Source organism: Pseudomonas nitroreducens TX1, assembly GCF_000313755.1.
GTDB classification, from domain to species: Bacteria; Pseudomonadota; Gammaproteobacteria; order Pseudomonadales; family Pseudomonadaceae; genus Pseudomonas; species Pseudomonas nitroreducens_A.
In genome coordinates, this window is the sequence record NZ_AMZB01000129.1 from 1 (window position 1) to 22,355 (window position 22,355).

Consider the following 22,355-nt stretch of genomic DNA (forward strand, 5'->3'; position numbering starts at 1 on the left):
CTACACCCTTAAATGCGAAGAGCCGGTAAAGATGCTCGATGCCCAGGCCTGCCACCTGCTCACGCAGTCGTTCGGCCACGCAACTCAAGTCGTCGGTGCTGGTCGCCTCCAGCAGGATGGCGAATTCCTCACCGCCATAACGATAGACGTTGGCCCTGCCGCCCCGCAGGGTGCCGACCAGACTCTCGGCCACCTGGCACAGGCAGCGGTCACCCGCCTGGTGGCCATAGTGGTCGTTGTACGGCTTGAAGTAGTCGATGTCGGCCATCAGCAGGGCGAAAGGCCGGCCATGGGCGCGCATGCCGTGCCAGCTCTCGTTGAGCTGCAGGTCCAGCGAGCGGCGATTGCCCACGCCGGTGAGGCCGTCGGTGGTGGCCAGCTCCTGCAGGCGCAGGTTGAGCGCGGCAAGTTCAGCCCGCTGGCGGCGCTCTTCCAGGTCGGCGAGGAAGGCCTGGCGCACGCCCTTGATGTTGGTCCAGCTGATGAACAGACTGAACAGCGCGATGGGCAGGTAGACCAGGATGAAGATCAGCAGCGGCTTGGCGGCGCCATCGTGGAGCAGCCAGACGTTGTAGAGAATGATCGTGGTGATGATCGCCGAGACCAGCGCAATGCCCCTGAACGAGTAGCGCACGCCCAGGTTGCCCAGAAGTACGAACACCACCGAGGCGTAGAGGAAGAAGGGCACGTCGGGCGAGGCGCTGCGCTTGAGCAACTCGAACCAGGCGATGGTCGAGATGATGTCGTGTACCGGCATCAACAGGTCCATCACCAGCACGCTGCGGCTGAAACGGAACACCAGGAAGATGTTGAGCAGCCCGATCAGGCTCAACCCGGCGCGCAGCAGGAGCGATTCCCTGGCCATGTCCGGGATCAGCAGCGCGTCGGCCAATACGTAGGAATCGTAGGCCGCCATGGCGATGAAGTTGATCGCCAGCAGGAAGCGCCGGTAATGCTGGATCACGTACGCCTTGTAGGCATCCTGCAGGCGCGGTGGGATTTTCCCCTGATACTGCTGCCGAGGGGCGGCGGGGAACTCGGGTGCGGTCATCGAGAGTGGGAGCCTGTGTCTGCCGTCCAGGGCGAATGCTGGCCAAGGGCTAGAGTAGGGTGCGGCATCATCGCCGTCCAGCGAGTCGAAGCATGGGCTGTACCAAAACGTCGGTGACTGCGGATTGGCTCTGTTTAAGCGGTCTCTAATGGACCTTTATAAGGTGCCAATGTGGCGGCATGATGTCCGTCATCACCTGCTGCCGAGGCTTTTCATGTACGTACCTGCGCATTTCGAGGAAACCCGCCCGGACGAGCTGCACCGGCTGATTCGTGAGCATCCACTGGGCATCCTGGTCACCGGCCACGATGGCCTGCTGGATGCCAACCACCTGCCGTTCGAGCTGGAACCATCGGGTGAGAAGCCCCTGTTGCGCGCCCACGTCGCCCGCAACAACCCGGTCTGGCAGGAGGCGGATGGGGAGGAGGTGCTGGTGATCTTCCGTGGCGAGCACGCCTACGTCTCGCCCAACTGGTACCCGAGCAAGCACGAGGCGCACCGCCAGGTGCCCACCTGGAACTACCAGGTGGTGCACGTGCGCGGTCGCCTGAAGGTGGTGGACGAGGAGCGCTTCGTGCGGGGTGTGGTCGGCCGCCTGACCCGCACCCACGAGGCCAGCGAGGGAAAACCCTGGAAGATGAGTGACTCCACCCCGGAATTCATCAGCGGCATGCTGGCAAATATCGTCGGCATCGAGGTGGAAATCGGCGAGATCATCGGCAAGTCCAAGCTCAGCCAGAACAAGGAAGAACGTGACCGCCTGGGCGCCGCCGAGCGGCTCGAGCAACTCGGCACGGCTGAACTCGCCGGGGCGATGAAGCGCGCCCTGGAGTGAGGTCGCGGGCGGCAAGGGCCGTCGCAGACATGTCCGGATGTTTCGAGGGGTTGGCGATCTGGGTTCTTGGAATGTAATAATATTACAATTCAATCGCAGCCGATCCCCTCCATGACCGTTGCCATCGCGCCTTCCGCAGCCGTTATCACGAATGCCACCACCCGACTCCACTCCATCGATGCCCTGCGCGGGCTGGTGATTCTCTTCATGCTGCTGGACCACGTCCGCGAGACGTTCTATCTGCACCTGCAGGTGAGCGACCCGATGGACGTGACCCAGACCGACCCAGTGCTGTTCCTCAGCCGCACCCTGGCGCACCTGTGCGCGCCGGTGTTCGTGTTCCTCACCGGGCTTTCCGCCTTCCTCTATGGCGAGAAGCACCAGGGGCGCGCCGCGGTCTCGGCGTTCCTGTTCAAGCGCGGCCTGTTCCTGGTACTGCTGGAAATCACCCTGGTGAACTTTGCCTGGACCTTCCAGTTTCCACCCACGGTCATCTACCTGCAGGTGATCTGGGCTATCGGCCTGAGCATGCTGGCGCTCTCCGCGCTGGTCTGGCTGCCGCGTGCCGCGCTGGTGACGCTTGGTCTGGTGCTGGTGGCGGGACACAACCTGCTGGACGGGCTGCACTTCGCACCGGCGCACTGGGCCCATGTGCCCTGGGCGGTGCTGCATGATCGCGGCTGGATCGAGGTGGGCGATGTGCTGCGCCTGCGCACGTCCTACCCGTTGCTGCCCTGGATTGGCGTGATTGCCTTGGGTTATGCCGCCGGTCCCTGGTTCGGCAGCGCCGCCGATGCGATGCAGCGTACCCGCAGGCTCCTGCTGAGCGCCGCTGTCGCGCTGGGCAGTTTCCTGATGTTGCGCCTGAATAACGGCTACGGCGAGAAGCCCTGGGGCGACGGCGAGACCGACCTGCAACTGCTGATGAGCTTCTTCAATATCACCAAGTACCCGCCGTCGCTGCTGTTCCTTGCCCTGACCCTGGGTGTCGGCCTGCTCCTGCTGGTGTTCTTCGAGCGCCGCGGGCAGGGTGCCCTGGCCCGCTGGTTGGCGGTGTTCGGCGCAGCGCCGATGTTCTTCTACCTGCTGCACCTCTACGTGCTGAAGCTGCTCTACCTGACCGCCGTGGCGATCCGGGGCCTGAACCAGGGTCAGTACTTCGGCTTCGATTCGGTGTGGACGGTCTGGGTCGGCGCGCTGGTGTTGATCGTCGCGCTGTACCCGCCGGTGCACTGGTTTGCCCGGCTCAAGGCCCGCCGCCGTGATATCGCCTGGCTCAAGTACCTGTGAGGTTGTGCGGTTGCGCCGTGCTGCTGGCGCTGTCCTTGCCGGCGTTCGGGGAGGCACAGGGCGAGTCCAATGGCCTGACCGAGGACAGCCGCTGGAGCCTGCTCAACCGGACGGTGTTCGATCAGCGCGAATACCGCCACGGTGACCGCAACAGCGCCGCGCGCAACGCCTACAAGCCGCGCGGCGAGCGCAATGGCTATGCCCAGGAGTGGGCCTATGGCCTGATGGGCAGCCTGCAGTCCGGTTTCACCCAGGGCAGCGTCGGGCTGGGGTTGGACGCCCATCTGTACCAGGGCGTGCTGCTGGACAGCGGCGGCGGCCGCGCCGGCAAGGCTCGGCTGGTTGGCCTGGAAAACGACGGCCATCCCAAGGACAGCTTCGCCCGAGGCGGCGCGGCGCTGAAGGCGCGGGTTGCCTCGACGACGCTGTGGTGGGGTGAGCAACGGGTGAAAACGCCGGTATTCAGTTCCTCCGACAGCCGTTTGCTGCCGGAAACAGCGACCGGTTTCTTGCTCTCCAGCGAGGAGCTTTCCGGGCTGCGGCTGGTAGGCGGGCATTTCACCGAAAGCACCGACCGCAACGCCTCCAGCCATGATCGCGGCTTCGTGGTGAACTACTCCAATGGGCGCCAGGGCGATGCTTTCGACCTGGCGGGCCTCACCTATGCACCGCAGAAGAACGCGAGCCTGAGCCTGTTCTCCTCGCGCTACGCGGAGAGTTGGCGCCAGGACTATCTCGGCGGCACCCTCAGCCAGCGGCTGGGCGATGCTCAGGACCTGTCGCTGAACCTCAATCTCTATCGCAGCCGGGATACCGGACAGGCGCTCTCCGGGCGCATCGACAACACCACCTGGAGCCTGCTCGGCGGCTACGGCCTGGGCGCACACCGGCTGAGCCTCGGCTACCAGCAGGTCGATGGCAACACGCCGTTCGACTACGTGACACGTGGGGCGATCTTCCTGACCAACGCGGTGCAACTGTCGGACTTCAATGCGCCCAATGAGCGCTCCTGGCAGTTGCGCTACGACCTCGACCTGGCGGCGCTCGGCGTACCGGGGTTGGCGATGGCGGCGGCCTACGTGCGCGGCGCGGACATCGACGGCAGCCATGCCGACCCGCGCGGCGGCTACGCGTACCTGGGCTACGGTGAGGGCGGCAAGCACTGGGAGCGAGACCTGATGCTCCAGTACCGGGTGCCGGAAGGCCCGGCGAAAGGGCTGCGCCTGGTGCTGATGCACAATACCCATCGAGCCAATGCGGCACAGGCGGAGCTCAATACCGATCAGTTGCGTGTTGCCGTGGAATACCCGCTGGATGGCGGCTTCTGATCAGAGCCCGCCGAGCAGGTCGTGGGAGTCCAGCAGGCGCCAGGCGATTTCCGGGTTCTTCTCCAGGCCCCGGCGGATCGCCGCGGGAATGGCCTGGCGGGTCTTGCGGCAGAGGCCGGGCTGTTCGTCGAAGTCGAACTCGATGCCGCGCATGCTGCGCACTTCGTTGAAGCCGGGGGCGATGTGCAGGCGGATGCCGAGCTGCTCGAAGAGCTTGTGTTGCAGGCGCTCCAGGTCTGCCAGGTCCTTGAGATTCTCCAGGCGTTCCAGCAGGCGCTGTTCCTCGTGCCGCGTCAGCAGCAGGATGCGCAGGTCGGCGTTGGGGGTTTCCAGCAGGCGTTCCCGGTCGCAGTTGCAGGCGCCGGGCGGGCATTGCTGGCGGAGCGGGGGAGTGGTGGGCATGTCCCGATCATAGCGGGGGATCGGGGAATTGCGCAGGGGGGCCAGCTTGTGGCCTGCACCGTAGCGGGTATGTCCAACCAGCTCGACATTGCCGGCTTGTGCGAACTGCTCCCTCTCCCTTCAGGGAGAGGGCTGGGGAGAGGGGGCGGACTTCTCCCCTGCGCCGCATCCAGGCTTGACTCCGTTCCCCCTCCCTAACCCTCCCCCTGAAGGGAGAGGGGACCGTTCGGAGCGCGTGCACACTCCGTCGTCAGCCGGTTGCCATGTGAGCAATCAATGCGCCGGCTTGCGAATGGTCTTGAGCAGGTCTTCCGGGCTGATCTGCCCGACTATGGTGTTCACGCCTTCGCTGCCCGGTTGCGGCAGGCCGAGGATATGGCCCTTGATCTTGCCGATCACGTGCATCTCGCACGGCTTGCAGTCGAACTTCAAGGTCAGCACTTCGTCGCCGTGGATCAGTTGCATCGGCTGCACCTTGGTGCGCACGCCAGTGACGCCCTTGGCCTGTTTCGGGCACAGGTTGAAGGAAAAACGCAGGCAGTGCTTGGTGATCATCACCGGCACTTCGCCCGTTTCCTCGTGGGCCTCGTAGGCCGCGTCGATCAGTTGCACGCCGTGGCGATGGTAAAACGCACGGGCCTTCTCGTTGTACACGTTGTACAGGAAGGACAGGTGCGACTCCGGGTAGACCGGCGGCGGGTTGGTCTCGGCCTTGCGGCCGCCGCGCGGGTGGGCCAGCACGCGGGCTTCGGTCAGCGCCTCAATGGCCTCGCGGCGCAGTGATTTCAGCTGGGAGTTGGGGATGAAGAACGCTTGCGGGGCGTCCAACTCGATCCGGTCGGCGTGGTACTGGGTAGTGCCCAGCTGGCCGAGCAGATCGTGCAGTTGCTCCAGCGCCTGTTCCGGCTTGTTGGCTGCGCCGAACGGGCCGTCCAGGGCGACGCTGACGGTGACGCCTTCCTCGCTGGTGGCGGTCAGCTCCAGGCGTTCCTCGCGCAGCCTGGCGACCCATGACAGGCCGACGCGGCGCTCCGCGGAGGTCTTCTGCAACGCCTGCTGCCAGTTGTGGTCCAGGTTGCGCGACAGCGGGTGGTTCGGGCGCAGGCGGTAGAGGCCCTCGGGCATCTCGTTGGGCTCGACGCGGTAGCGGTAGCGCTTCTCGCCGTCTTCCTCGAACTCACCTTTGGGTTCTGCGATGTTGGCGCGGAAACCGACCACTTCGCGCTTCACCAGCACGTTGAGGCCGTCGCCGTTGGACAGCGGGTCCTTGGTCACCACCAGCAGGTCGCGCTTGCCGACCTTTTCCACGGTGCCCACCGGCAGGCCGGTGAAGGTCGGCGAGTCGAAGGCGCCGATGTCGATCTTGCGCTCGCTGACGAAGTAGTCGGTGCTGCCGCGGTGGAAGGTCTTGTCCGGGTCCGGCACGAAGAAGTGGTCGGTACGGCCGCTGGAGGCGCGGGCCAGGTCCGGACGCTCGGCGAGGATGCCGTCCAGGCGCTGGCGGTAGTAGGCAGTGATGTTCTTCACATAGGCCATGTCCTTATAGCGCCCTTCGATCTTGAAGGAACGCACGCCGGCGTCCACCAGGGCACTCAGGTTTGCGCTCTGGTTGTTGTCCTTCATCGACAGCAGGTGCTTCTCGAAGGCCACCACGCGGCCCTGGTCGTCCTTCAGGGTGTACGGCAGGCGGCAGGCCTGGGAGCAGTCGCCGCGGTTGGCGCTGCGGCCGGTCTGGGCGTGGGAGATGTTGCACTGGCCGGAGAAGGCCACGCACAGCGCACCGTGGATGAAGAACTCGATGGCGGCATCGGTCTGGTCGGCGATGGCGCGGATTTCCTGCAGGTTCAACTCACGGGCCAGCACCAGCTGGGAGAAGCCAGCCTGGTCAAGGAACTTCGCCCGTTCCAGGGTACGGATGTCGGTCTGGGTGCTGGCATGCAGCTCGATGGGCGGGATGTCCAGCTCCATGATGCCCAGGTCCTGCACGATCAGCGCATCGACGCCAGCGTCATAGAGCTGGTGGATCAGCGCGCGCGCCGGCTCCAGTTCGTTGTCGTGGAGGATGGTGTTGATCGTGGTGAACACCCGCGCGTGGTAGCGGTGGGCGAACTCCACCAGCTGGGCGATATCGCTCACCTCGTTGCAGGCGTTGTGCCGCGCGCCGAAGCTGGGGCCACCGATGTAGACGGCGTCGGCGCCATGCAGGATGGCCTCGCGAGCGATGTGGACATCGCGGGCAGGGCTGAGCAGTTCCAGATGGTGTTTGGGCAAGGACATGGTTTCTTCTTTATCAGGCGTGCTTATCAGGTGTGCTTTTCAGGTAGGGCACGGGCAATCGCGCATTGTACCGGCCAAACGCTGTGCCGGCATCCGTGGCGTGCCGGGCGGCGTAACCCCTGGTCGCCGGCGATCCCCGGACAGCGCCGCAGCCACTACCGCTTCGATCCCGTCGGCTGACGCTTTGCAGGATGGCGTGGAGCGCAGCGATACCCATCGATCTGGCGCACCGGCAGCATGGATATCGCTGCGCTTCACACATCTGCGTTTGTGCCTACGCGGGCACATCCGTTGTCCCCGGCACTTCTGCAACGCTGTTTCAAGCCCCTTGCAAAATTGCAAAGTGACCCTGCAACCCTGTCTATTCCGCGCATTGCGGGCATGGATCAAGATTCGTTCGTCCGCTCCTCCCACTTTCAAGGAACCGAATCATGAACACCAATCAATCCCTGCTCGCCGCCTCCCTCGCCCTGGCCATCGGCAACGTCTTCGCTGCCGGCAACCCCACCGTCGAACACAACACCCAGGCTTTCCTCGAAGCCCTGGAAGCCGGCAAGGGCCAGCCGTTGGAAACCCTCTCGCCCAAGGATGCCCGTGCGGTGCTGACCGGCGCCCAGGCTTCGGTGAAGGTCGACCTCTCCGGCACCCAGGTCAGCGAGAAGACCGTACAGACCGACGTCGGCCCGGTGAAACTGACCATCGTCCGCCCGGCCGGCGTGAAGGGCACGCTGCCGGTGTTCATGTACTTCCACGGCGGCGGCTGGGTGCTGGGTGACTACCCGACCCACGCCCGCCTGATCCGTGACCTGGTGGTGAACTCAGGTGCGGTGGCGGTCTATGTCGACTACACCCCGTCCCCCGAGGCGCATTACCCGGTGGCGATCAACCAGGCCTACGCCGCAACCCAATGGGTCGCCGAGCACGGCAAGGAGCTGAACGTCGACGGCAAGCGCCTGGCCGTGGCCGGCAACAGTGTCGGCGGCAACATGGCAGCGGTGGTCGCACTGATGGCCAAGGACAAGGGCACGCCCAAGCTGCGCTTCCAGGCCCTGCTGTGGCCGGTGACCGATGCCAGCTTCGAGACCGGCTCGTACAACCAGTTCGCCCAGGGGCACTTCCTCACCAAGCCGATGATGCAGTGGTTCTGGGACAGCTACACCACCGACCCGAAACAGCGCGCCGAGATCTACGCATCGCCGCTGCGCGCCACCACCGACCAGCTCAAGGGCCTGCCGCCGACCCTGATCCAGACCGCCGAGTCCGACGTGCTGCGTGACGAAGGCGAAGCCTACGGTCGCAAGCTGGATGCCGCTGGTGTGGCTGTCACCTCCGTGCGCTACAACGGAATGATCCACGACTACGGCCTGCTCAACGTGGTGAGCAAGGTACCGGCGGTGCAGGCCGCCATGCGCCAGGCCGGCCAGGAACTGAAGGCTCACCTGCAATAAGCCGCTTACCTCCCTCGCCACGGGGCGGGGGAGGCCACTTCTCTGGAGGGAACCCAATTGAACCAGCCCACGCAGCAAGAATCCGTCACCCTGATCATCCGCCACCGCGCCCGCCCCGAAAGCGTCGCCGCCTACGAAGCCATCCTGCGCGAGTTGACCCGTGCCGCCAGCGAGTTCCCTGGCCACCTGGGCGTGGACGTGATGCGCCAGGGCGAGCATTTCACCTCGGTGCTGCGCTTCGCCAGTGCCAACGAGTTGCAGGCCTGGCTCGACTCGCCGCAGCGCCGTGAACTGATCGAGCGCGCCGACCCGCACCTGATCGACGGTGAACAGAAGGAGCTGCACCGCGCCCACGAGTTCTGGTTCACCACCCCGGACAACCCGCAGAAGCAACCGCCACGCTGGAAGCAGGCTGCCATTTCCTACCTGGTGATCCTGCCGCTGGTGATGCTGGTGCCTCAGCTCTGGCGCCCGCTGTTTGCGCAGGTCCCGCTGCTGGGCGGCTTCGTGCCGGCCAACATGCTCATCGTCGCGACCATCGTCCTGCTGGTGGTCTACGTTTTCATGCCAAGGGCCACGCGCCTGTTCTCCGCCTGGCTCAACGCCCGCTGATCGAAAGAGGAATATCGCCATGTACGCCGACCTGATCCTGACCAACGGCCGCTTCCACACCGTCGACCGCGAGAAACCCGAGGCCACCGCCGTGGCCATCGCCGACGGCAAGTTCATCGCCGTGGGCACCGAGGCGGAGGCCATGGCCTTGCGCGCCGGCGCCACCCGCGTCATCGACCTCAAGGGGCGCACGGCCATCCCCGGCCTCAACGACTCGCACCTGCACCTGATCCGCGGCGGGCTGAACTACAACCTCGAACTGCGCTGGGAAGGTGTACCGTCGCTGGCCGACGCCCTGCGCCTGCTCAAGGAACAGGCGCTGCGCACGCCGTCGCCGCAGTGGGTGCGCGTGGTGGGTGGCTGGAACGAATTCCAGTTCGCCGAACGCCGCCTGCCGACCATCGAGGAGTTGAACCAGGCGGCGCCGGACACCCCGGTCTTCGTGCTCCACCTGTACGACCGCGCGCTGCTCAACCGTGCCGCGCTGCGCGTCGTCGGCTACACCAAGGACACCCCGAACCCGCCCGGCGGCGAGATCGTCCGCGACAGCAAGGGCGAGCCCACCGGCATGCTGGTGGCGCGGCCCAACGCGATGATCCTCTATGCGACCCTGGCCAAGGGGCCGAAACTGCCCTTCGAGTACCAGGTCAATTCCACCCGCCAGTTCATGCGCGAGCTGAACCGCCTGGGCGTCACCAGCGCCATCGATGCCGGCGGCGGCTTCCAGAACTACCCGGACGACTACCAGGTGATCGAGCAGCTGGAGAAAGACAACCAGCTCACCGTGCGTATCGCCTACAACCTGTTCACCCAGAAGCCCAAGGAAGAACTGGCCGACTTCAAGAACTGGACCAGCAGCGTCCAGTACGGCCAGGGCAGCGACTTCCTGCGGCACAACGGCGCCGGCGAGATGCTGGTGTTCTCGGCGGCCGACTTCGAGGACTTCCTCGAGCCGCGCCCGGACCTGCCCGGCACCATGGAGGCCGAGCTGGAACCGGTAGTGCGCCATCTGGTCGAGCAGCGCTGGCCGTTCCGCCTGCACGCCACTTACGACGAATCCATCTCGCGCATGCTCGACGTGTTCGAGAAGGTCAACCGCGACATCCCGTTCAACGGTCTGCACTGGTTCTTCGACCACTGCGAAACCATCTCGCCGAAGAACATCGAGCGGGTGAGGGCGCTGGGTGGCGGCATCGCCATCCAGGACCGCATGGCTTTCCAGGGCGAATACTTCGTCGACCGCTATGGCAAAGAGGCTGCCGAGGCCACACCGCCGATCAAACGCATGCTGGCCGAAGGTGTGCCGGTGGGCGCAGGTACCGATGCCACCCGTGTTTCGAGCTACAACCCGTGGACCTCGCTGTACTGGATGGTCAGCGGCAAGACCGTCGGCGGCCTGGAGCTGTACCCGGAGGGCCTGTCCCGCACCACCGCCCTGGAGCTGTACACCCAGGGCAGCGCCTGGTTCTCCAACGAACAGGGCAAGAAAGGGATGATCAAGGTCGGGCAGATGGCCGACCTGGCGGTGCTCTCGGCGGACTATTTCAGCGTGCCGGAGGAAGAGATCAAGGCCATCGAATCAGTGCTGACCGTGGTCGACGGCCGCGTGGTGTTCGGCAGCGGCGACTTCGAGCGCCAGGCGCCGACGGCGATTCCGGTACTGCCGGACTGGTCGCCGGTGGCCAAGGTCCCCGGCCACTGGCGCCCGCAAGCACCGCTGCAGAATGCCGTGCACCAGTGCGTCGGCTCCTGCGGAGTGCATGGCCACAGCCATGAACGCGCCCGCCAGTCGAGCGTGCCGGTGAGTGACTTCCAGGGCTTCTGGGGCGCCTTCGGGTGTTCGTGCTTCGCGTTCTGATGGCGCAACCGTCTGGCCCGCGAGGGCCGGACGGCAATCGCGGACGGAGTCCGCTCCTACGTTCAGGGACGCCATATGGGGGGCAACTGCCATTCTGCGAACCCTTGTACCCGAGACTTCCCTCTCCCTGACCCTCTCCCTGAAGGGAGAGGGGACCGTTCGGCGCAGGGTGAAATCACTGCGTCAGCCTGCACGAACAGCTCCCTCTCCCTTCAGGGAGAGGCGGGGGAGAGGGCCGGCCGGCACGATATCTCCTGTAGGAGCGGGCCATGCCCGCGAACCGCGGACAAGGTCCGCGCTCAGAACCCCACCAACTGCCCCACTGCCTGAGCCTGCGGATCATCGCTGCGGCTCACCAGCGCATAGTTGTAACCGCCCTGGCTCCAGTAGCGCGCCAGCAGGTCGCCATCGGTGCGCTGTCCCTGCGGCAACATCTCATGGCGTGGCCCTGGCGGGCGGATGAAGAAGGTCAACCGCCGGCCCTTGCCATCCTCGTAGATCACCAGTGCCGCCGCACCCTGTTCGGTGGCGAGCAGCCGCGCGCCGACGGTCTTCAATCCCACCTGCTCCAGCGCCGGCGGTGGCGGGGCGTCTTTCAGGTAGCGCGCCAGCCAACCATGCAGGTCGCCTCCATCGCGCAGGTCCAGCCCGTTCTGGCCGGCGTCGGCAAACAACCGGTAAGCCTGCACCGCATCCTGCATCGGCAGCATCCCGCGCAGCATCGCGTCGCCGCGCATCTGCCACCCCCCCATGCCACCGACGCCCAGCGCGATCAGCAAGGCCGCCGCCGTCGCCAGGCGCGAACGTCTGCGTTGCTGGATCTGCCGGCGAATCCGCGCCGGGTTCAGTTGCTCGGGAATGGCTGCGCGTGCCTGACCGGCAAAGGCCGCGCGCAGCTGCTGTGCATCCTGGCGCCAGCCTTCCACGCGGCGGGCGTCGTCCGGGTGCGCGCTGAGCCAGGCTTCCACCCATTGGCGGCGGGACGGCTCCAACTGGTCGTCGATGTAGGCATGCAGATCCTGTTCCTGGGGAATGCCGTCGGGAATGCGTTCGTTCATTTCAGTACCCGCAAAGAAGGAGTCGCCGCCTGTCCTTCGCTCAGCGCGCGCAGCGCCGTGCGGGCGCGCGACAGGCGGGACATGACGGTGCCCATGGGAATGTCCAGTGCCTCGGCCACCTCGCGGTAGCTCAGGCCTTCCACGCTGACCAGCGTCAGCAGCGCGCGTTGCTCGGCGGGCAGGCGCTCGAAGGCCTCCAGGGTCGAGCGCGCGCTGACGATGTCCTCGGGCGATGCGCTGACCGCGCTGTCCGCACCGAACAGGCTGAGCAGGCGTGCGTAGCGTTTCGCCCGGCGCTGCCCGTCGATGAAGTGCCGGTAGAGGATCGAGAACAGCCAGGCGCGCAGATCGCCATCGTCGCGGCGGCCGGTCCAGGCTGACAGCGCCTTCTCCAGGGTGGCCTGGACCAGGTCGTCGGCGCTGCTCGCGCTGCGGGTCAGCGACAGGGCGAAGCGCCGCAACCGGGGCAGCAGTTCGCGCAGTGAATGGTCGTCCAGTGAATGCATCGGGGCGCCAGGAATGGGTGGGTTCGAGCGTGAAAGACGAATGTCGCGGCGATCTATTCCCGCCAGGCGAAAAAATAAATTTCTCGCGGTGGGCGGGAATAACCCGTCGCACGGTGCGTCGTACCGGCTCAACGCATTCAGCCTAAGCCTGAGGAGCTGGAAATGACAGAAACCCCACCCAACGTGCCGCTGCGCCTGGCCGCCATCGGCGCCGTGGTGCTCGGCGTGGCCGCCGTCTTCGCCTACGTCGCCGGCTGGCTCGACCCGCAGCGCCTCACCCCGGACAAGGTCATCAACACCCTGGAGCACAACGGCGGAGTCTACCCCGGCTATCGGCGCAACCATGCCAAGGGCCTGTGCGTGATCGGCCACTTCGACAGCAACGGCGGCGTGGCCGACCTCTCGCGCGCCAGCCTGTTCTCCGTCGGCCGTGTGCCGGTGGTGGGGCGTCTCGCCATCCCCGGCGGCAACCCCAAGGCCAGCGACGGCGCCGCGCCGATCCGCAGCCTGGCCCTGCGCTTCCTGCCGGCCGACGGCCAGGAATGGCGCACCGGAATGAATGCCATGCCGGTCTTCGTCGTGCGCGACGTCGCCAGCTTCTACGCCCTGCAGCAGGCCACCGCGCCTCAGCCAGGGACCGGCAAGCCGGACCCGGAAAAGGCTGGCGCCTTCTTCAAGTCGCACCCCGAGACCCAGGCCTTCCTCAAGTGGGCCAAGTCCTCGACACCGTCCTCCAGCTACGCCAATAGCGCCTACTACAGCCTCAACGCGTTCTACCTGGTTAACAAGGACGGCAAGGAACAGCCGGTGCGCTGGTCCGTGCAACCCGAGGCGCCGGTCGAACCGCTGGCCGCTGACAAGCGTGGCGACGCCGACTTCCTCGCCGACGAACTGGCCCAGCGCATCGCCGCCGGCCCGCTGCGCTGGCGCCTGCAGTTCACACTCGGCGAGCCCGGCGACAGCACCGTCGACCCCACCCAGGCCTGGCCCGCCAGCCGCCGCACCGTGGATGCCGGCGAACTGGTGATCGAGCGCCTGCAGCCGGAAATCGGCGGTGACTGCCGCGACGTCAACTACGACCCGCTGATCCTCCCCGACGGCATCCGCGCCTCCGACGACCCGCTGCTCAGCGCACGCTCGGCCGCCTATTCGGAGTCCTTCAACCGCCGCACCCGTGAGCAGGCCCAGGAGACCCACTGATGAAACCGACCTACTTCCCGCCCACCCTGCGCGTGCTGCACTGGCTCATGGCCGTGCTGGTGCTCGCCATGCTGCTGATCGGCCTCGGCATGGTCGCCAGTGTTTCGCCGCGCCACGCTGCGCTGGTTGCCATCCACAAACCCCTGGGCGCTGCGTTGCTGGTGCTCGTACTGCTGCGCATCCTGGTGCGCCTGACCCACCGCATCCCGGCGCTGCCCAGCGACATGCCCGGCTGGCAACGCAGCGCCGCACACCTCTCGCACCTCGTGCTCTACGGCCTGCTGCTGGCCCAGCCGCTGGTGGGCTGGACCATGCAATCTGCCGGCGGCTACCCCGTCGTGCTCTGGGGTGGCTTCGAACTGCCGGCGCTGGTTTCGCCCTCGGTGCAGCTCCACGCCATCCTGCGCAGCGCCCACACGATCATCGCCTATGCCTTGCTGGCGACCATCCTCTTGCACCTCGCCGCTGCGCTGTTCCACGGCCTCATCCGCCGAGACGAAGTCCTCCCCAGCATGACCGGCGCGCCCATGCCGCGCCGTTCCACCGGGGATCGGCCATGAAGGCATGGTTCGCTGTCGCCTGCCTCTTCACCTCCTGCGCGGTTCTCGCCGCGCAGGACGCACCACCGCCGCAGGACTACCACGACGGCCAGCAGCTCGACATCAAGCGGGTGGTGCAACAGCCGGACCTGGCCTTCTGCGGGATACACGAGGTGGAGATGACCTACGAAGACAGCGCCGGGCAGCGGCACAGGCTGCGGTATCCGGTGTGGGGGCAGGGGTGCGGGAATGAAAACTGAGCGTCTGCACCAATCAGCATGACGCGCGCCGGGAATGGTGCGGCACTCCGCGCCCATCTTATGATGGCTGCCTAGGACACCGTTCTGCATTGGAGGCAGCCTTTGAGCGCTCAACTCGAACTTTCGGACCGCTACACCGGCTGCCTGCTCGGCCTGGCATGCGGTGATGCCGTCGGCACCACCTTGGAATTCACCAACCGCGCGAGCCTTACGCCGATCAGCGATATGGTCGGCGGCGGGCCGTTCGGCCTCAAGCCGGGGCAGTGGACCGACGACACGTCCATGGCCCTGTGCCTGGGGGAAAGCCTGCTCACGTGCAATGGCTTCGACGCCAGGGACCAGATGACGCGCTACCTCAACTGGTGGCAGTGGGGCTACTGGAGCGCGACCGGGGAGTGCTTCGACATCGGTATGACCGTTCGCCAGGCGCTGAGCACCTTCCAGGAGACCGGCGAGCCCTTCGCCGGTTCTACCGATCCGGCCACTGCCGGCAATGGCTCGATCATGCGCCTGGCGCCGGTCGTGCTGTATCACTACCCGGACCTGCGCGAGGTCTCTGCGGCCGCCGCCGACAGTTCACGCACCACCCATGGTGCGACGGAGGCGGTCGAGTCCTGCCGGTTGCTGGCACAGGTATTGGCCAATGCCCTGGCCGGCCAATCCAAGGATGAGCTGTTGACTCTCTCGCCGGAGCACTACAGCGAGCCCGCCATCCGCGAGCTTGCCGCCGGCAGCTTCCGCCACAAGCGCAGGGAAGACGTGCGCGGCACTGGCTACTGCATTGCCTCGCTGGAAGCGTCGCTCTGGTGCTTCTGGACCACCACCAGCTTCGCTGCCGCCGTGCTGGAAGCCTCCAACCTCGGCGACGATGCCGACACCACTGCCGCCATCACCGGGCAGATCGCCGGTGCCTATTACGGCAAGCAGGATATTCCCGCCCACTGGCTGGCGCGACTGCATCAGCGGGCCGATATCGAGGAAATGGCCCTGGCCTTGCTCAGGGCAGCGCAGGCGCGGGCCTAGCGGCTGGCGCTGATGGGGCTGAGCCTCTCCCCCTATGGCGGAAGATCAGGCTTCACAACGAAGAATACTTTTCGTCATCCTGCTTCCGGCGGCGAACCGGTTCGGGGACAACGGTGCTTGCACGACGATTGAGCCGTTGCGGCTCCACAGTGCTTTCATAGGCACGGCTAAGCAGCACCGGCCAGCAGGGGGCATCGGCGAGAGGCGTTGTGCAATTGCTCAGCAGAACCACCAGCGGCATTCGCGCCGCTGGCAGTCCATTTCTCAGGTCAAGCCAGCGCCTCCGCCACCGGAGCCGCCGTACGCTTGTTCACCAGCCGCTGCAGCAGGCCGGAGACCCGCACGCCCACAACCGCCAGGACGCTCATCAGGCTGAACACCTAGGTGTAGCCCTGTTCGCCCGGATAATGGTCGAGCAGCGAGCCGAAGATGATGTAGGCGAACATCCCCGGCGCCTAGTCGATCAGGCAGCCGATGCCGAAGGCCGAACCGGGGATGCGCGAGGGAACACAAATAATTCTTACTGGCAAGAACAAACAGCAGTACCCGCGTGCCGATTCGACGGGGCGTGAAGGGCATATTCGGGCGTACGGATTGCAGGATTTCAGGCGAAGGACTGAGCTGCCCGAACCGTGAATGGCGGTAGTGCGCAGGTAGGCGCTAGCAGAACCTTGCGGGAGAAGGAGGCCTGCTATGAAGCAGGCGCCCGAGTCGTTTCGGGTGTGGTCGCTCCAGCGCGCGGGGGCCTGCGAAACTTCCGCACCGTCTCCACAAACGGCGTCACGATCAGGCTCCACAGCGACGAATACTTCTCGTCATCCTGCTCACCGGCGCCGAACCGGATCGGCTCCGGCGCGCGCTGGGTGACGTAGAGCGTGCCGAACATCCAGTCCCACAGCGACAGGTTGATGCCGAAGTTCCGGTTGAAGTGGCGGGGCGCGTCGCTGTGGTGGATCTGGTGCTGGGCGGGGCTGTTGATCACGTGCTCCACCACCGGTCCGAACGACAGCCACACATGGCTGTGCCGCAGGTTGGTGGCCAGCACATTGAACAGCAGGATCATGTAGGTCACGCCGAACAGCGTATAAGCGCTGATCTGCCCGCCGCAGGCGTACCAGAAGATGCCGGCGTAGGCGCCCAGCAACACGGTCCCGGCCAGCTTCGCCGCCAGCTTCTCCACGAAGTGCACGCGGCTCGCCGTGATCGGCGTCAGCACTGCCGCCGAGTGATGCACCTTGTGGAAGGCCCACAGCCAGCGCGAGTGGAAGGCCCGGTGTACCCAGTAGTTCTTGAAGTCGCTGACCAGGAACACCCCGAAACCATAGAGCAGCGACAGGCCGAGGTTCGTCCCCATCTGCGGCCGCGCGCCCCACAGGTGGGTGAAGAAGGCGATGTAGTCGCCCGAGCGCAGGATGTAGGGATCGACCAGCCCGATGATGGGCACCAGCAGCGCCACGTTGAGGATGCCGCGCACCAAGTAGTAGCGGTAATCCAGCAGCGCCGACCGGTGGAAATTCACTCGGTTGCCGCCAATGAACTGCCAGAACGACGCCGCCTCCGTCAGCCCCCGTTGCCGGCGGAAGCGGAATACGGCATAGGCGATGGCGTAGGAGCACAGCAGGAACACCACGCCGACGCGGCCGCTGAGGTCGAAGAGGCCGGCGATCTGGTTGGTGATGGGGGTGATCACCCACTCGGTGAAATGACGGTGGAGGTGCGAGAGATCGGGCATGGGCGTCAGGCGTTGATCGTGTCGGTAAGCCGCGGCCTTGAGGCCTGCAGTCGAGTTTGCGACCCGTGAAGTCGCTTGTTCTTGTTGGCGTGACAAAGCGGAGCACTGGGGCCGGAGTGCTTCATACGCTGCCACGCATGTCGATCAGGATGGGACGTGGCGGTTCCTGCTGTCAAAGCCTGAGATCGCTGGAGCAGGGACTGTCGACAGGAGGTCCTGAGCGTTCAGACCCGAGAACAGAGCCGAGATGAAGATGGGTGAGGGATAGCGCGGGAGAGAGGGCGGGGAGGATTGGCGGTTTGGAGTGGGGTGGGTTCGCGAGCTCGCTCCTACATAAGTGGGCGGCTGCGATTCCGGAGTTGGGCGTTGCCCTCTCCCCAGCCCTCTCCCTGAAGGGAGAGGGGGCAGTCTGTGCCGGCTGACAGCTTGGTTTTATCCTGTACAGGCCCCTCCACAGACGTGCGCGTGCGCCGCTAGCTGTCCTTGCCGGCTGATGCTGCTGGTTCTCCTTGCGCCGGACCGGTCCCCTCTCCCTTCAGGGAGAGGGGCTCCTGCCGGCTGCCGGGGTCAGAAGATGTAGTCCGTGGTCAGGAAGTTGGAGTCGCGGTCGCGGATGATCTGGCTGATCAGTTCCTTGTTAGCGTCGGTGAAGCGGGTGGCCACCAGGGTGCGGATGGAGAAGGTGCGCAGGGCGTCGTGCACGGAGAGGGTGCCTTCGGCGGAGTTCTTGCGGCCGTTGAAGGGGTAGCTGTCCGGGCCGCGCTGGCACTGGGCGTTGATGTTGATGCGGCCGACCTGGTTGACGAAGGCGTCCACCAACGGGCCGATCTGCGCGGGGTCGTCGCCGAACAGGCTGAGCTGCTGGCCGTAGTCGGACTGCAGCACGTAGTCGATCACTTCATCCAGCTCGCGGTAGGGCACCACGGGCACCAGCGGGCCGAACTGTTCTTCGTGGTAGAGCCGCATGTCCGCGCTGACCGGGCTGAGCAGTGCCGGGTAGAAGAAGCTTTCGCGGCTTTCGCCACCGCCGGGGTTGATGACCTGGGCGCCCTTGGCCAGCGCGTCCTGCAGCAGGCCATCGAGGTAATCGACCTTGCCCGGCTCGGGCAGCGGCGTCAGCGACACGCCCGGCTCCCAGGGCATGCCGGGTTTGAGTTCGGCGAGCTTGGCGCTGAACTTGTCGAGGAAGCCGGGCAGCACGTCTTCGTGGACGAAGAGGATCTTCAGGGCGGTGCAGCGCTGGCCGTTGAAGGAGAGGGCGCCGGTGATGGCTTCGCTGACGGCGTTGTCGAGGTCGACGCTGGGCAGGACGATGCCGGGGTTCTTGGCGTCCAGGCCCAGGGCGGCGCGCAGGCGGTGCGGGCGCGGGTGGAGCTTCTTCAGGTCGGCGGCGCCGGAGTGGGTGCCGATGAAGGCGAAGACGTCGACCTTGCCGCTGGCCATGAGCGCGCTGACGGTCTCGCGGCCGCGCCCGTAAATCACGTTGATGACGCCCGGCGGGAAGCTGTCGCGGAAGGCTTCGAGCAGCGGGCGGATCAGCAGTACGCCGAACTTGGCGGGCTTGAAGACCACGGTGTTGCCCATGATCAGCGCCGGGATCAGCGTGGTGAAGGTCTCGTTCAGCGGGTAGTTGTACGGGCCCATGCACAGCGCCACGCCCAGCGGCACGCGGCGGATCTGCCCGAGGGTGCCCTGTTCCAGCTCGAAGCGGCTGGAGCGGCGGTCCAGTTCCTTGAGCGCCTGGATGGTGTCGACGATGTAGTCGCAGGTGCGGTCGAACTCTTTCTCCGAGTCCTTGAGGTTCTTGCCGATCTCCCACATGAGCAGCTTGACCACGGCCGTGCGCTGCTCGCGCATGCGGCCGAGGAAGCGTTCGACGTGGGCGATGCGCTCGGCCACGCGCAGGTTGGGCCACAGGCCCTGGCCGTTGTCGTAGGCGGTGACGGCGGCGTCCAGCGCGGCGAGGGCGGCCTCGGCGTCCAGCAGCGGGGTGCTGCCGAGGATGACCTGTTCATTGCCCTGGTCGGTGGCGAGGAAGATCGGGCTGCGCACCGGGGCGAGCGGGCCGTCCCAGCGGAGCAGTTGGCCGTTGACCAGGTATTCGCGCTGCTCGACGGGGGCGTCGGGGCGCCAGGTTTCGGGGATGTCGTTGAGGTAAGGGAAGAGGCGGTCGAGTTTGTTGTTGTCGTGCATGACTCATCCTTCGGAAACGGTGGGGACTGGTCTGTTTTAGTCCGTGCGGGCGATTAGGTAAATCGATTCAGCAAGCGATGCGACGAAAGGCCGGATGGTGGCTTTGGTAGGGCGTATAACGCTCCGCGTTATACGCCGATTGACTGTGGTTTCAGGGCGCCGCGAACCCAGCGATGAAGCGATGGCGCAGGCAAGGTGTAGCGGCCTGACCGTTCGTGGTAATCCGCCGGGAGTTTCGGTGCTCGGGATCCGGCGGATAACGCGTACCGCGTTATGCGCCCTACGGGTGCGAGGGCGTGTGGGTTGGCGCGGGGGGCGGTTGCAGCAGTTCCTGCTGCTCGGCGTAGCGGGCGCGGATGTCGAAGTCGCGGGGCCAGGTGGGGTGCGCGGGTTGGGCTTGCGGAGTTGCGGAGGAAGTCATGGGCGATACCTCGTTGCAGGAATCCGGTTGGCAAACGGTGTGGCGTTCGCCGGGTGGTTTGGAGCCGGAGGTGATGGGTATCGCTGCGCTCCACGCCATCCTATGGGCGAGCGGAGCGATACCCATCGATCAATGCATCAGACGAGCAGCGACAGCAGCAGGATGAAGCCCAGGCCGACCACCGAGAGGATGGTTTCCATGGCGGTCCAGGTCTTGAAGGTCTCCATCACGCTCATGTTGAAGTACTGCTTCACCAGCCAGAAGCCGGCGTCGTTGACGTGGGAGAGGATCAGCGAGCCGGCGCCGGTGGCCAGCACCAGCAGCTCGCGATTGACGCCGGGGATCAGGTTGATGACCGGCACCACAATGCCTGCGCCGGTGATGGTGGCGACGGTGGCGGAGCCTGTGGCGATGCGGATCACCGCGGCCACCAGCCAGGCCAGGAGGATCGGCGAGATCTGCGCGTGCACGGCCATGTGGCCGATCACGTCGCCCACGCCGCTGGCCACCAGCATCTGTTTGAAGCCGCCGCCTGCGCCGATGATCATCACGATGGCGGCTGTGGGCGCGAGGCTCTGGTCGAGCAGCTTGAGGATCTTCTTCGAGTCGAAGCCGCGGGCGTGGCCGAAGGTATAAAGCGACAGCAGCAGGGCCAGCAGCAGGGCGGTGATCGGGTGGCCGATCATGTCCAGCCAGGCGCGGACGATGTGGCCGTCGGCAAGCATGACGTCGGCAAAGGTTTTCAGCAGCATCAGGAACACCGGCAGCAGCACGGTGAACAGGGTGACGCCGAAGCTGGGCAGGTTGCTGGTGTCCGGCTCGTGGGCGATCTGCGCCACCAGCTCCTCGTTGGGCTGGCCGGGAATTACCTTGGCGATCCACGCGCCGAAGATCGGGCCGGCGATGGCGGCAGTGGGCAGGGCCACCAGCAGACCGTAGAAGATGGTCTTGCCGATGTCCGCGCCGAATACGCCAATGGCCAGCAGCGGGCCCGGGTGCGGCGGCACCAGGCCGTGCACGGCGGAGAGGCCGGCGAGCAGCGGGATGCCGATCTTGATCAGCGACACACCGCTGCGCCGGGCGACGATGAACACCAGCGGCACCAGCAGGATGAAGCCGATCTCGAAGAACAGCGGAATGCCGACGAGGAACGCGGCGAGCATCATCGCCCAGTGCACGCGCTGCTTGCCGAAGGCCTGGATCAGCGTGCGGGCGATCTGATCGGCGCCGCCGGACTCGGCCATCATCTTGCCGAGCATGGTGCCCAGGGCGAGGATGATGCCGACGAAGCCGAGCACGCTGCCGAAGCCGTCCTGGAAGGATTTGACGATGGTCGCCACGGGCATGCCGGAGGTCAGGCCGAGGAAGCCGGCGGCGATGATCAGGGCGACGAAGGGATGGATCTTGAAGCGGGTGATCAGCAGGATCAGGCCGATGATGGTGACCACCGCGTCCAGCAGCAGATAGGTCTCGTGGGACATGCCGAGCATGGGGCTCTCCTGTTGTTGTCGTTGTGTGCCGGAGCGGCTCTTCTCTGGGGACAGAGAGTTGGTGAGTTGAGATAGCGCTATCTTTAGTGGGCAGGCGCTATCGGGATTCAGTCGCTGGAGTGCTGGCGCCACCAGAGGTGGGCGGCTTCGGCCAGGTCCGCGACCGGGCGGGTGGCATCCAGGTGCAGGGTCAGCGGTTCGCTCAATGGTGGTTCGAGGGCGGCGAACTGGCTGTCGATCAGGCTGGCCGGCATGAAGTGGCCGGGGCGGGTGGCAACCCGTTGCGCGGCGGTTTCCGGCGTCAGTTCGAGGAACACCACGCCCAGGCCGGGCACGGCGCGGCGCAGGCGTTCGCGGTAGATCAGCTTGAGCGCGGAGCAGGTGAGCACCGGGCGCTGCCCGGCGGCGATGGCTTTCTGCAGCTCGGCGGCGAGGGTGTCGAGCCAGCCGGCGCGGTCATCGTCGGTGAGCGGGATGCCGGCGCTCATCTTCTCGATGTTGGCGGCGGGGTGGAAGGAGTCGCCTTCGATGGCGTAGGCGCCATTGCGCAGGCACAGAGCCTCGCTGACGCTGGATTTGCCGCATCCGGCGACACCCATGATGAGCACGGCGTCGATGGCGGTGGTCATGGAGGGCCTCATGGCTGAGACAGCGCTGTCTTTGGTGGGCGTAACGAAAAGCATCGGCTGCCTCCGTATTCTTGTCATTCTAGTCGGTGTGTCTCGCGCTCTCGGCAGAGGTGATCTGACGGCGGGCGAGGGACCGGTTGAGCCGGCCTCAGGCAATTGCCCTGATCGTGAGACAGCGCTACCTTAGTGCCTCGATTTTTATT

General features: G+C 65.8%; 20 protein-coding genes. 10 read left to right on the forward strand and 10 right to left on the reverse strand.

The window, feature by feature from the left end:
- Window positions 1-1,051: GGDEF domain-containing protein (locus tag C167_RS0124175; protein ID WP_017520888.1), on the reverse strand; the 1,051-nt coding region annotated here is incomplete at its 3' end.
- A gap of 214 nt (window positions 1,052-1,265) precedes the next feature.
- On the opposite strand from C167_RS0124175, the gene C167_RS0124180 reads away from it, so the two are divergent.
- The 3 genes from C167_RS0124180 (at window position 1,266) to C167_RS0124190 (ending at window position 4,504) form a co-directional block, all read left to right on the forward strand.
- Window positions 1,266-1,886, forward strand: a complete 621-nt coding sequence (locus tag C167_RS0124180) for an FMN-binding negative transcriptional regulator (RefSeq protein WP_017520889.1) — start codon at window positions 1,266-1,268, stop codon at window positions 1,884-1,886.
- 111 nt (window positions 1,887-1,997) lie between these two features.
- Complete coding sequence (locus tag C167_RS0124185) at window positions 1,998-3,176, forward strand: DUF1624 domain-containing protein (protein WP_017520890.1); 1,179 nt, start codon at window positions 1,998-2,000, stop codon at window positions 3,174-3,176.
- Window positions 3,177-3,193: 17 nt separating this feature from the next.
- Window positions 3,194-4,504, forward strand: coding sequence for an OprD family porin (locus tag C167_RS0124190; RefSeq protein WP_017520891.1), 1,311 nt, complete (start codon window positions 3,194-3,196; stop codon window positions 4,502-4,504).
- Here C167_RS0124190 and C167_RS0124195 read toward each other — a convergent pair whose 3' ends face one another.
- Together C167_RS0124195 and C167_RS0124200 are read right to left on the reverse strand one after the other, a co-directional pair.
- A complete protein-coding gene (locus C167_RS0124195; protein ID WP_017520892.1) occupies window positions 4,505-4,906 on the reverse strand; it encodes a hypothetical protein in 402 nt (133 codons plus the stop codon).
- Window positions 4,907-5,179: 273 nt separating this feature from the next.
- The gene (locus tag C167_RS0124200) at window positions 5,180-7,183 is read right to left on the reverse strand and encodes a peptidase U32 family protein (RefSeq protein ID WP_017520893.1); all 2,004 of its coding nucleotides are present in this window, start codon (window positions 7,181-7,183) and stop codon (window positions 5,180-5,182) included.
- 431 nt (window positions 7,184-7,614) lie between these two features.
- Here C167_RS0124200 and C167_RS0124205 point away from each other — a divergent pair, with 431 nt between their 5' ends.
- From C167_RS0124205 to C167_RS0124215, 3 genes are read left to right on the forward strand one after another with little or no spacing between them, the layout of a single operon-like run.
- Complete coding sequence (locus C167_RS0124205) at window positions 7,615-8,631, forward strand: alpha/beta hydrolase (RefSeq protein WP_017520894.1); 1,017 nt, start codon at window positions 7,615-7,617, stop codon at window positions 8,629-8,631.
- A gap of 57 nt (window positions 8,632-8,688) precedes the next feature.
- Complete coding sequence (locus C167_RS0124210) at window positions 8,689-9,243, forward strand: antibiotic biosynthesis monooxygenase (RefSeq protein ID WP_017520895.1); 555 nt, start codon at window positions 8,689-8,691, stop codon at window positions 9,241-9,243.
- Window positions 9,244-9,262: 19 nt separating this feature from the next.
- Complete coding sequence (locus tag C167_RS0124215) at window positions 9,263-11,101, forward strand: amidohydrolase (protein WP_017520896.1); 1,839 nt, start codon at window positions 9,263-9,265, stop codon at window positions 11,099-11,101.
- Between the two features lie 299 nt (window positions 11,102-11,400).
- Here the strand turns inward: C167_RS0124215 and C167_RS0124220 are convergent, their stop codons facing one another.
- Entirely contained in the window at window positions 11,401-12,159 is a 759-nt protein-coding gene (locus C167_RS0124220; protein ID WP_017520897.1) for an anti-sigma factor family protein, read from the reverse strand.
- Complete coding sequence (locus C167_RS0124225; RefSeq protein ID WP_017520898.1) at window positions 12,156-12,665, reverse strand: sigma-70 family RNA polymerase sigma factor; 510 nt, start codon at window positions 12,663-12,665, stop codon at window positions 12,156-12,158. Before C167_RS0124225 ends, C167_RS0124220 begins: the two co-directional genes overlap by 4 nt.
- A 162-nt stretch (window positions 12,666-12,827) precedes the next feature.
- Here C167_RS0124225 and C167_RS0124230 point away from each other — a divergent pair, with 162 nt between their 5' ends.
- The 4 genes from C167_RS0124230 to C167_RS0124245 all read left to right on the forward strand — a co-directional run bounded on the left by C167_RS0124230 (window position 12,828) and on the right by C167_RS0124245 (window position 15,687).
- Window positions 12,828-13,865 (forward strand): catalase family peroxidase, encoded by a 1,038-nt coding sequence (locus C167_RS0124230; RefSeq protein ID WP_017520899.1) that lies wholly within the window; start codon window positions 12,828-12,830, stop codon window positions 13,863-13,865.
- A complete protein-coding gene (locus C167_RS32920; protein ID WP_017520900.1) occupies window positions 13,865-14,425 on the forward strand; it encodes a cytochrome b in 561 nt (186 codons plus the stop codon). The genes C167_RS0124230 and C167_RS32920 overlap by 1 nt, the downstream gene beginning before the upstream one ends.
- Window positions 14,422-14,664 (forward strand): DUF2790 domain-containing protein, encoded by a 243-nt coding sequence (locus tag C167_RS0124240; protein WP_017520901.1) that lies wholly within the window; start codon window positions 14,422-14,424, stop codon window positions 14,662-14,664. Before C167_RS32920 ends, C167_RS0124240 begins: the two co-directional genes overlap by 4 nt.
- Before the next feature lie 102 nt (window positions 14,665-14,766).
- Window positions 14,767-15,687, forward strand: coding sequence for an ADP-ribosylglycohydrolase family protein (locus C167_RS0124245; RefSeq protein WP_017520902.1), 921 nt, complete (start codon window positions 14,767-14,769; stop codon window positions 15,685-15,687).
- A 691-nt stretch (window positions 15,688-16,378) separates the two neighbouring features.
- On the opposite strand, the gene C167_RS0124255 is transcribed toward C167_RS0124245, so the two are convergent.
- The 5 genes from C167_RS0124255 to C167_RS0124275 all read right to left on the reverse strand — a co-directional run bounded on the left by C167_RS0124255 (window position 16,379) and on the right by C167_RS0124275 (window position 22,152).
- Window positions 16,379-17,419, reverse strand: a complete 1,041-nt coding sequence (locus C167_RS0124255; RefSeq protein ID WP_017520904.1) for a sterol desaturase family protein — start codon at window positions 17,417-17,419, stop codon at window positions 16,379-16,381.
- A 567-nt stretch (window positions 17,420-17,986) separates the two neighbouring features.
- The gene (locus C167_RS0124260) at window positions 17,987-19,612 is read right to left on the reverse strand and encodes an NADP-dependent glyceraldehyde-3-phosphate dehydrogenase (protein WP_017520905.1); all 1,626 of its coding nucleotides are present in this window, start codon (window positions 19,610-19,612) and stop codon (window positions 17,987-17,989) included.
- 280 nt (window positions 19,613-19,892) lie between these two features.
- A complete protein-coding gene (locus C167_RS34905) occupies window positions 19,893-20,033 on the reverse strand; it encodes a hypothetical protein (protein ID WP_017520906.1) in 141 nt (46 codons plus the stop codon).
- Window positions 20,034-20,170: 137 nt separating this feature from the next.
- Window positions 20,171-21,523: a GntP family permease gene (locus C167_RS0124270; RefSeq protein ID WP_017520907.1), complete on the reverse strand. Its 1,353-nt coding sequence runs from the start codon at window positions 21,521-21,523 to the stop codon at window positions 20,171-20,173.
- Window positions 21,524-21,630: 107 nt separating this feature from the next.
- Complete coding sequence (locus C167_RS0124275) at window positions 21,631-22,152, reverse strand: gluconokinase (protein ID WP_017520908.1); 522 nt, start codon at window positions 22,150-22,152, stop codon at window positions 21,631-21,633.
- Between the last annotated feature and the right edge of the window lie 203 nt (window positions 22,153-22,355).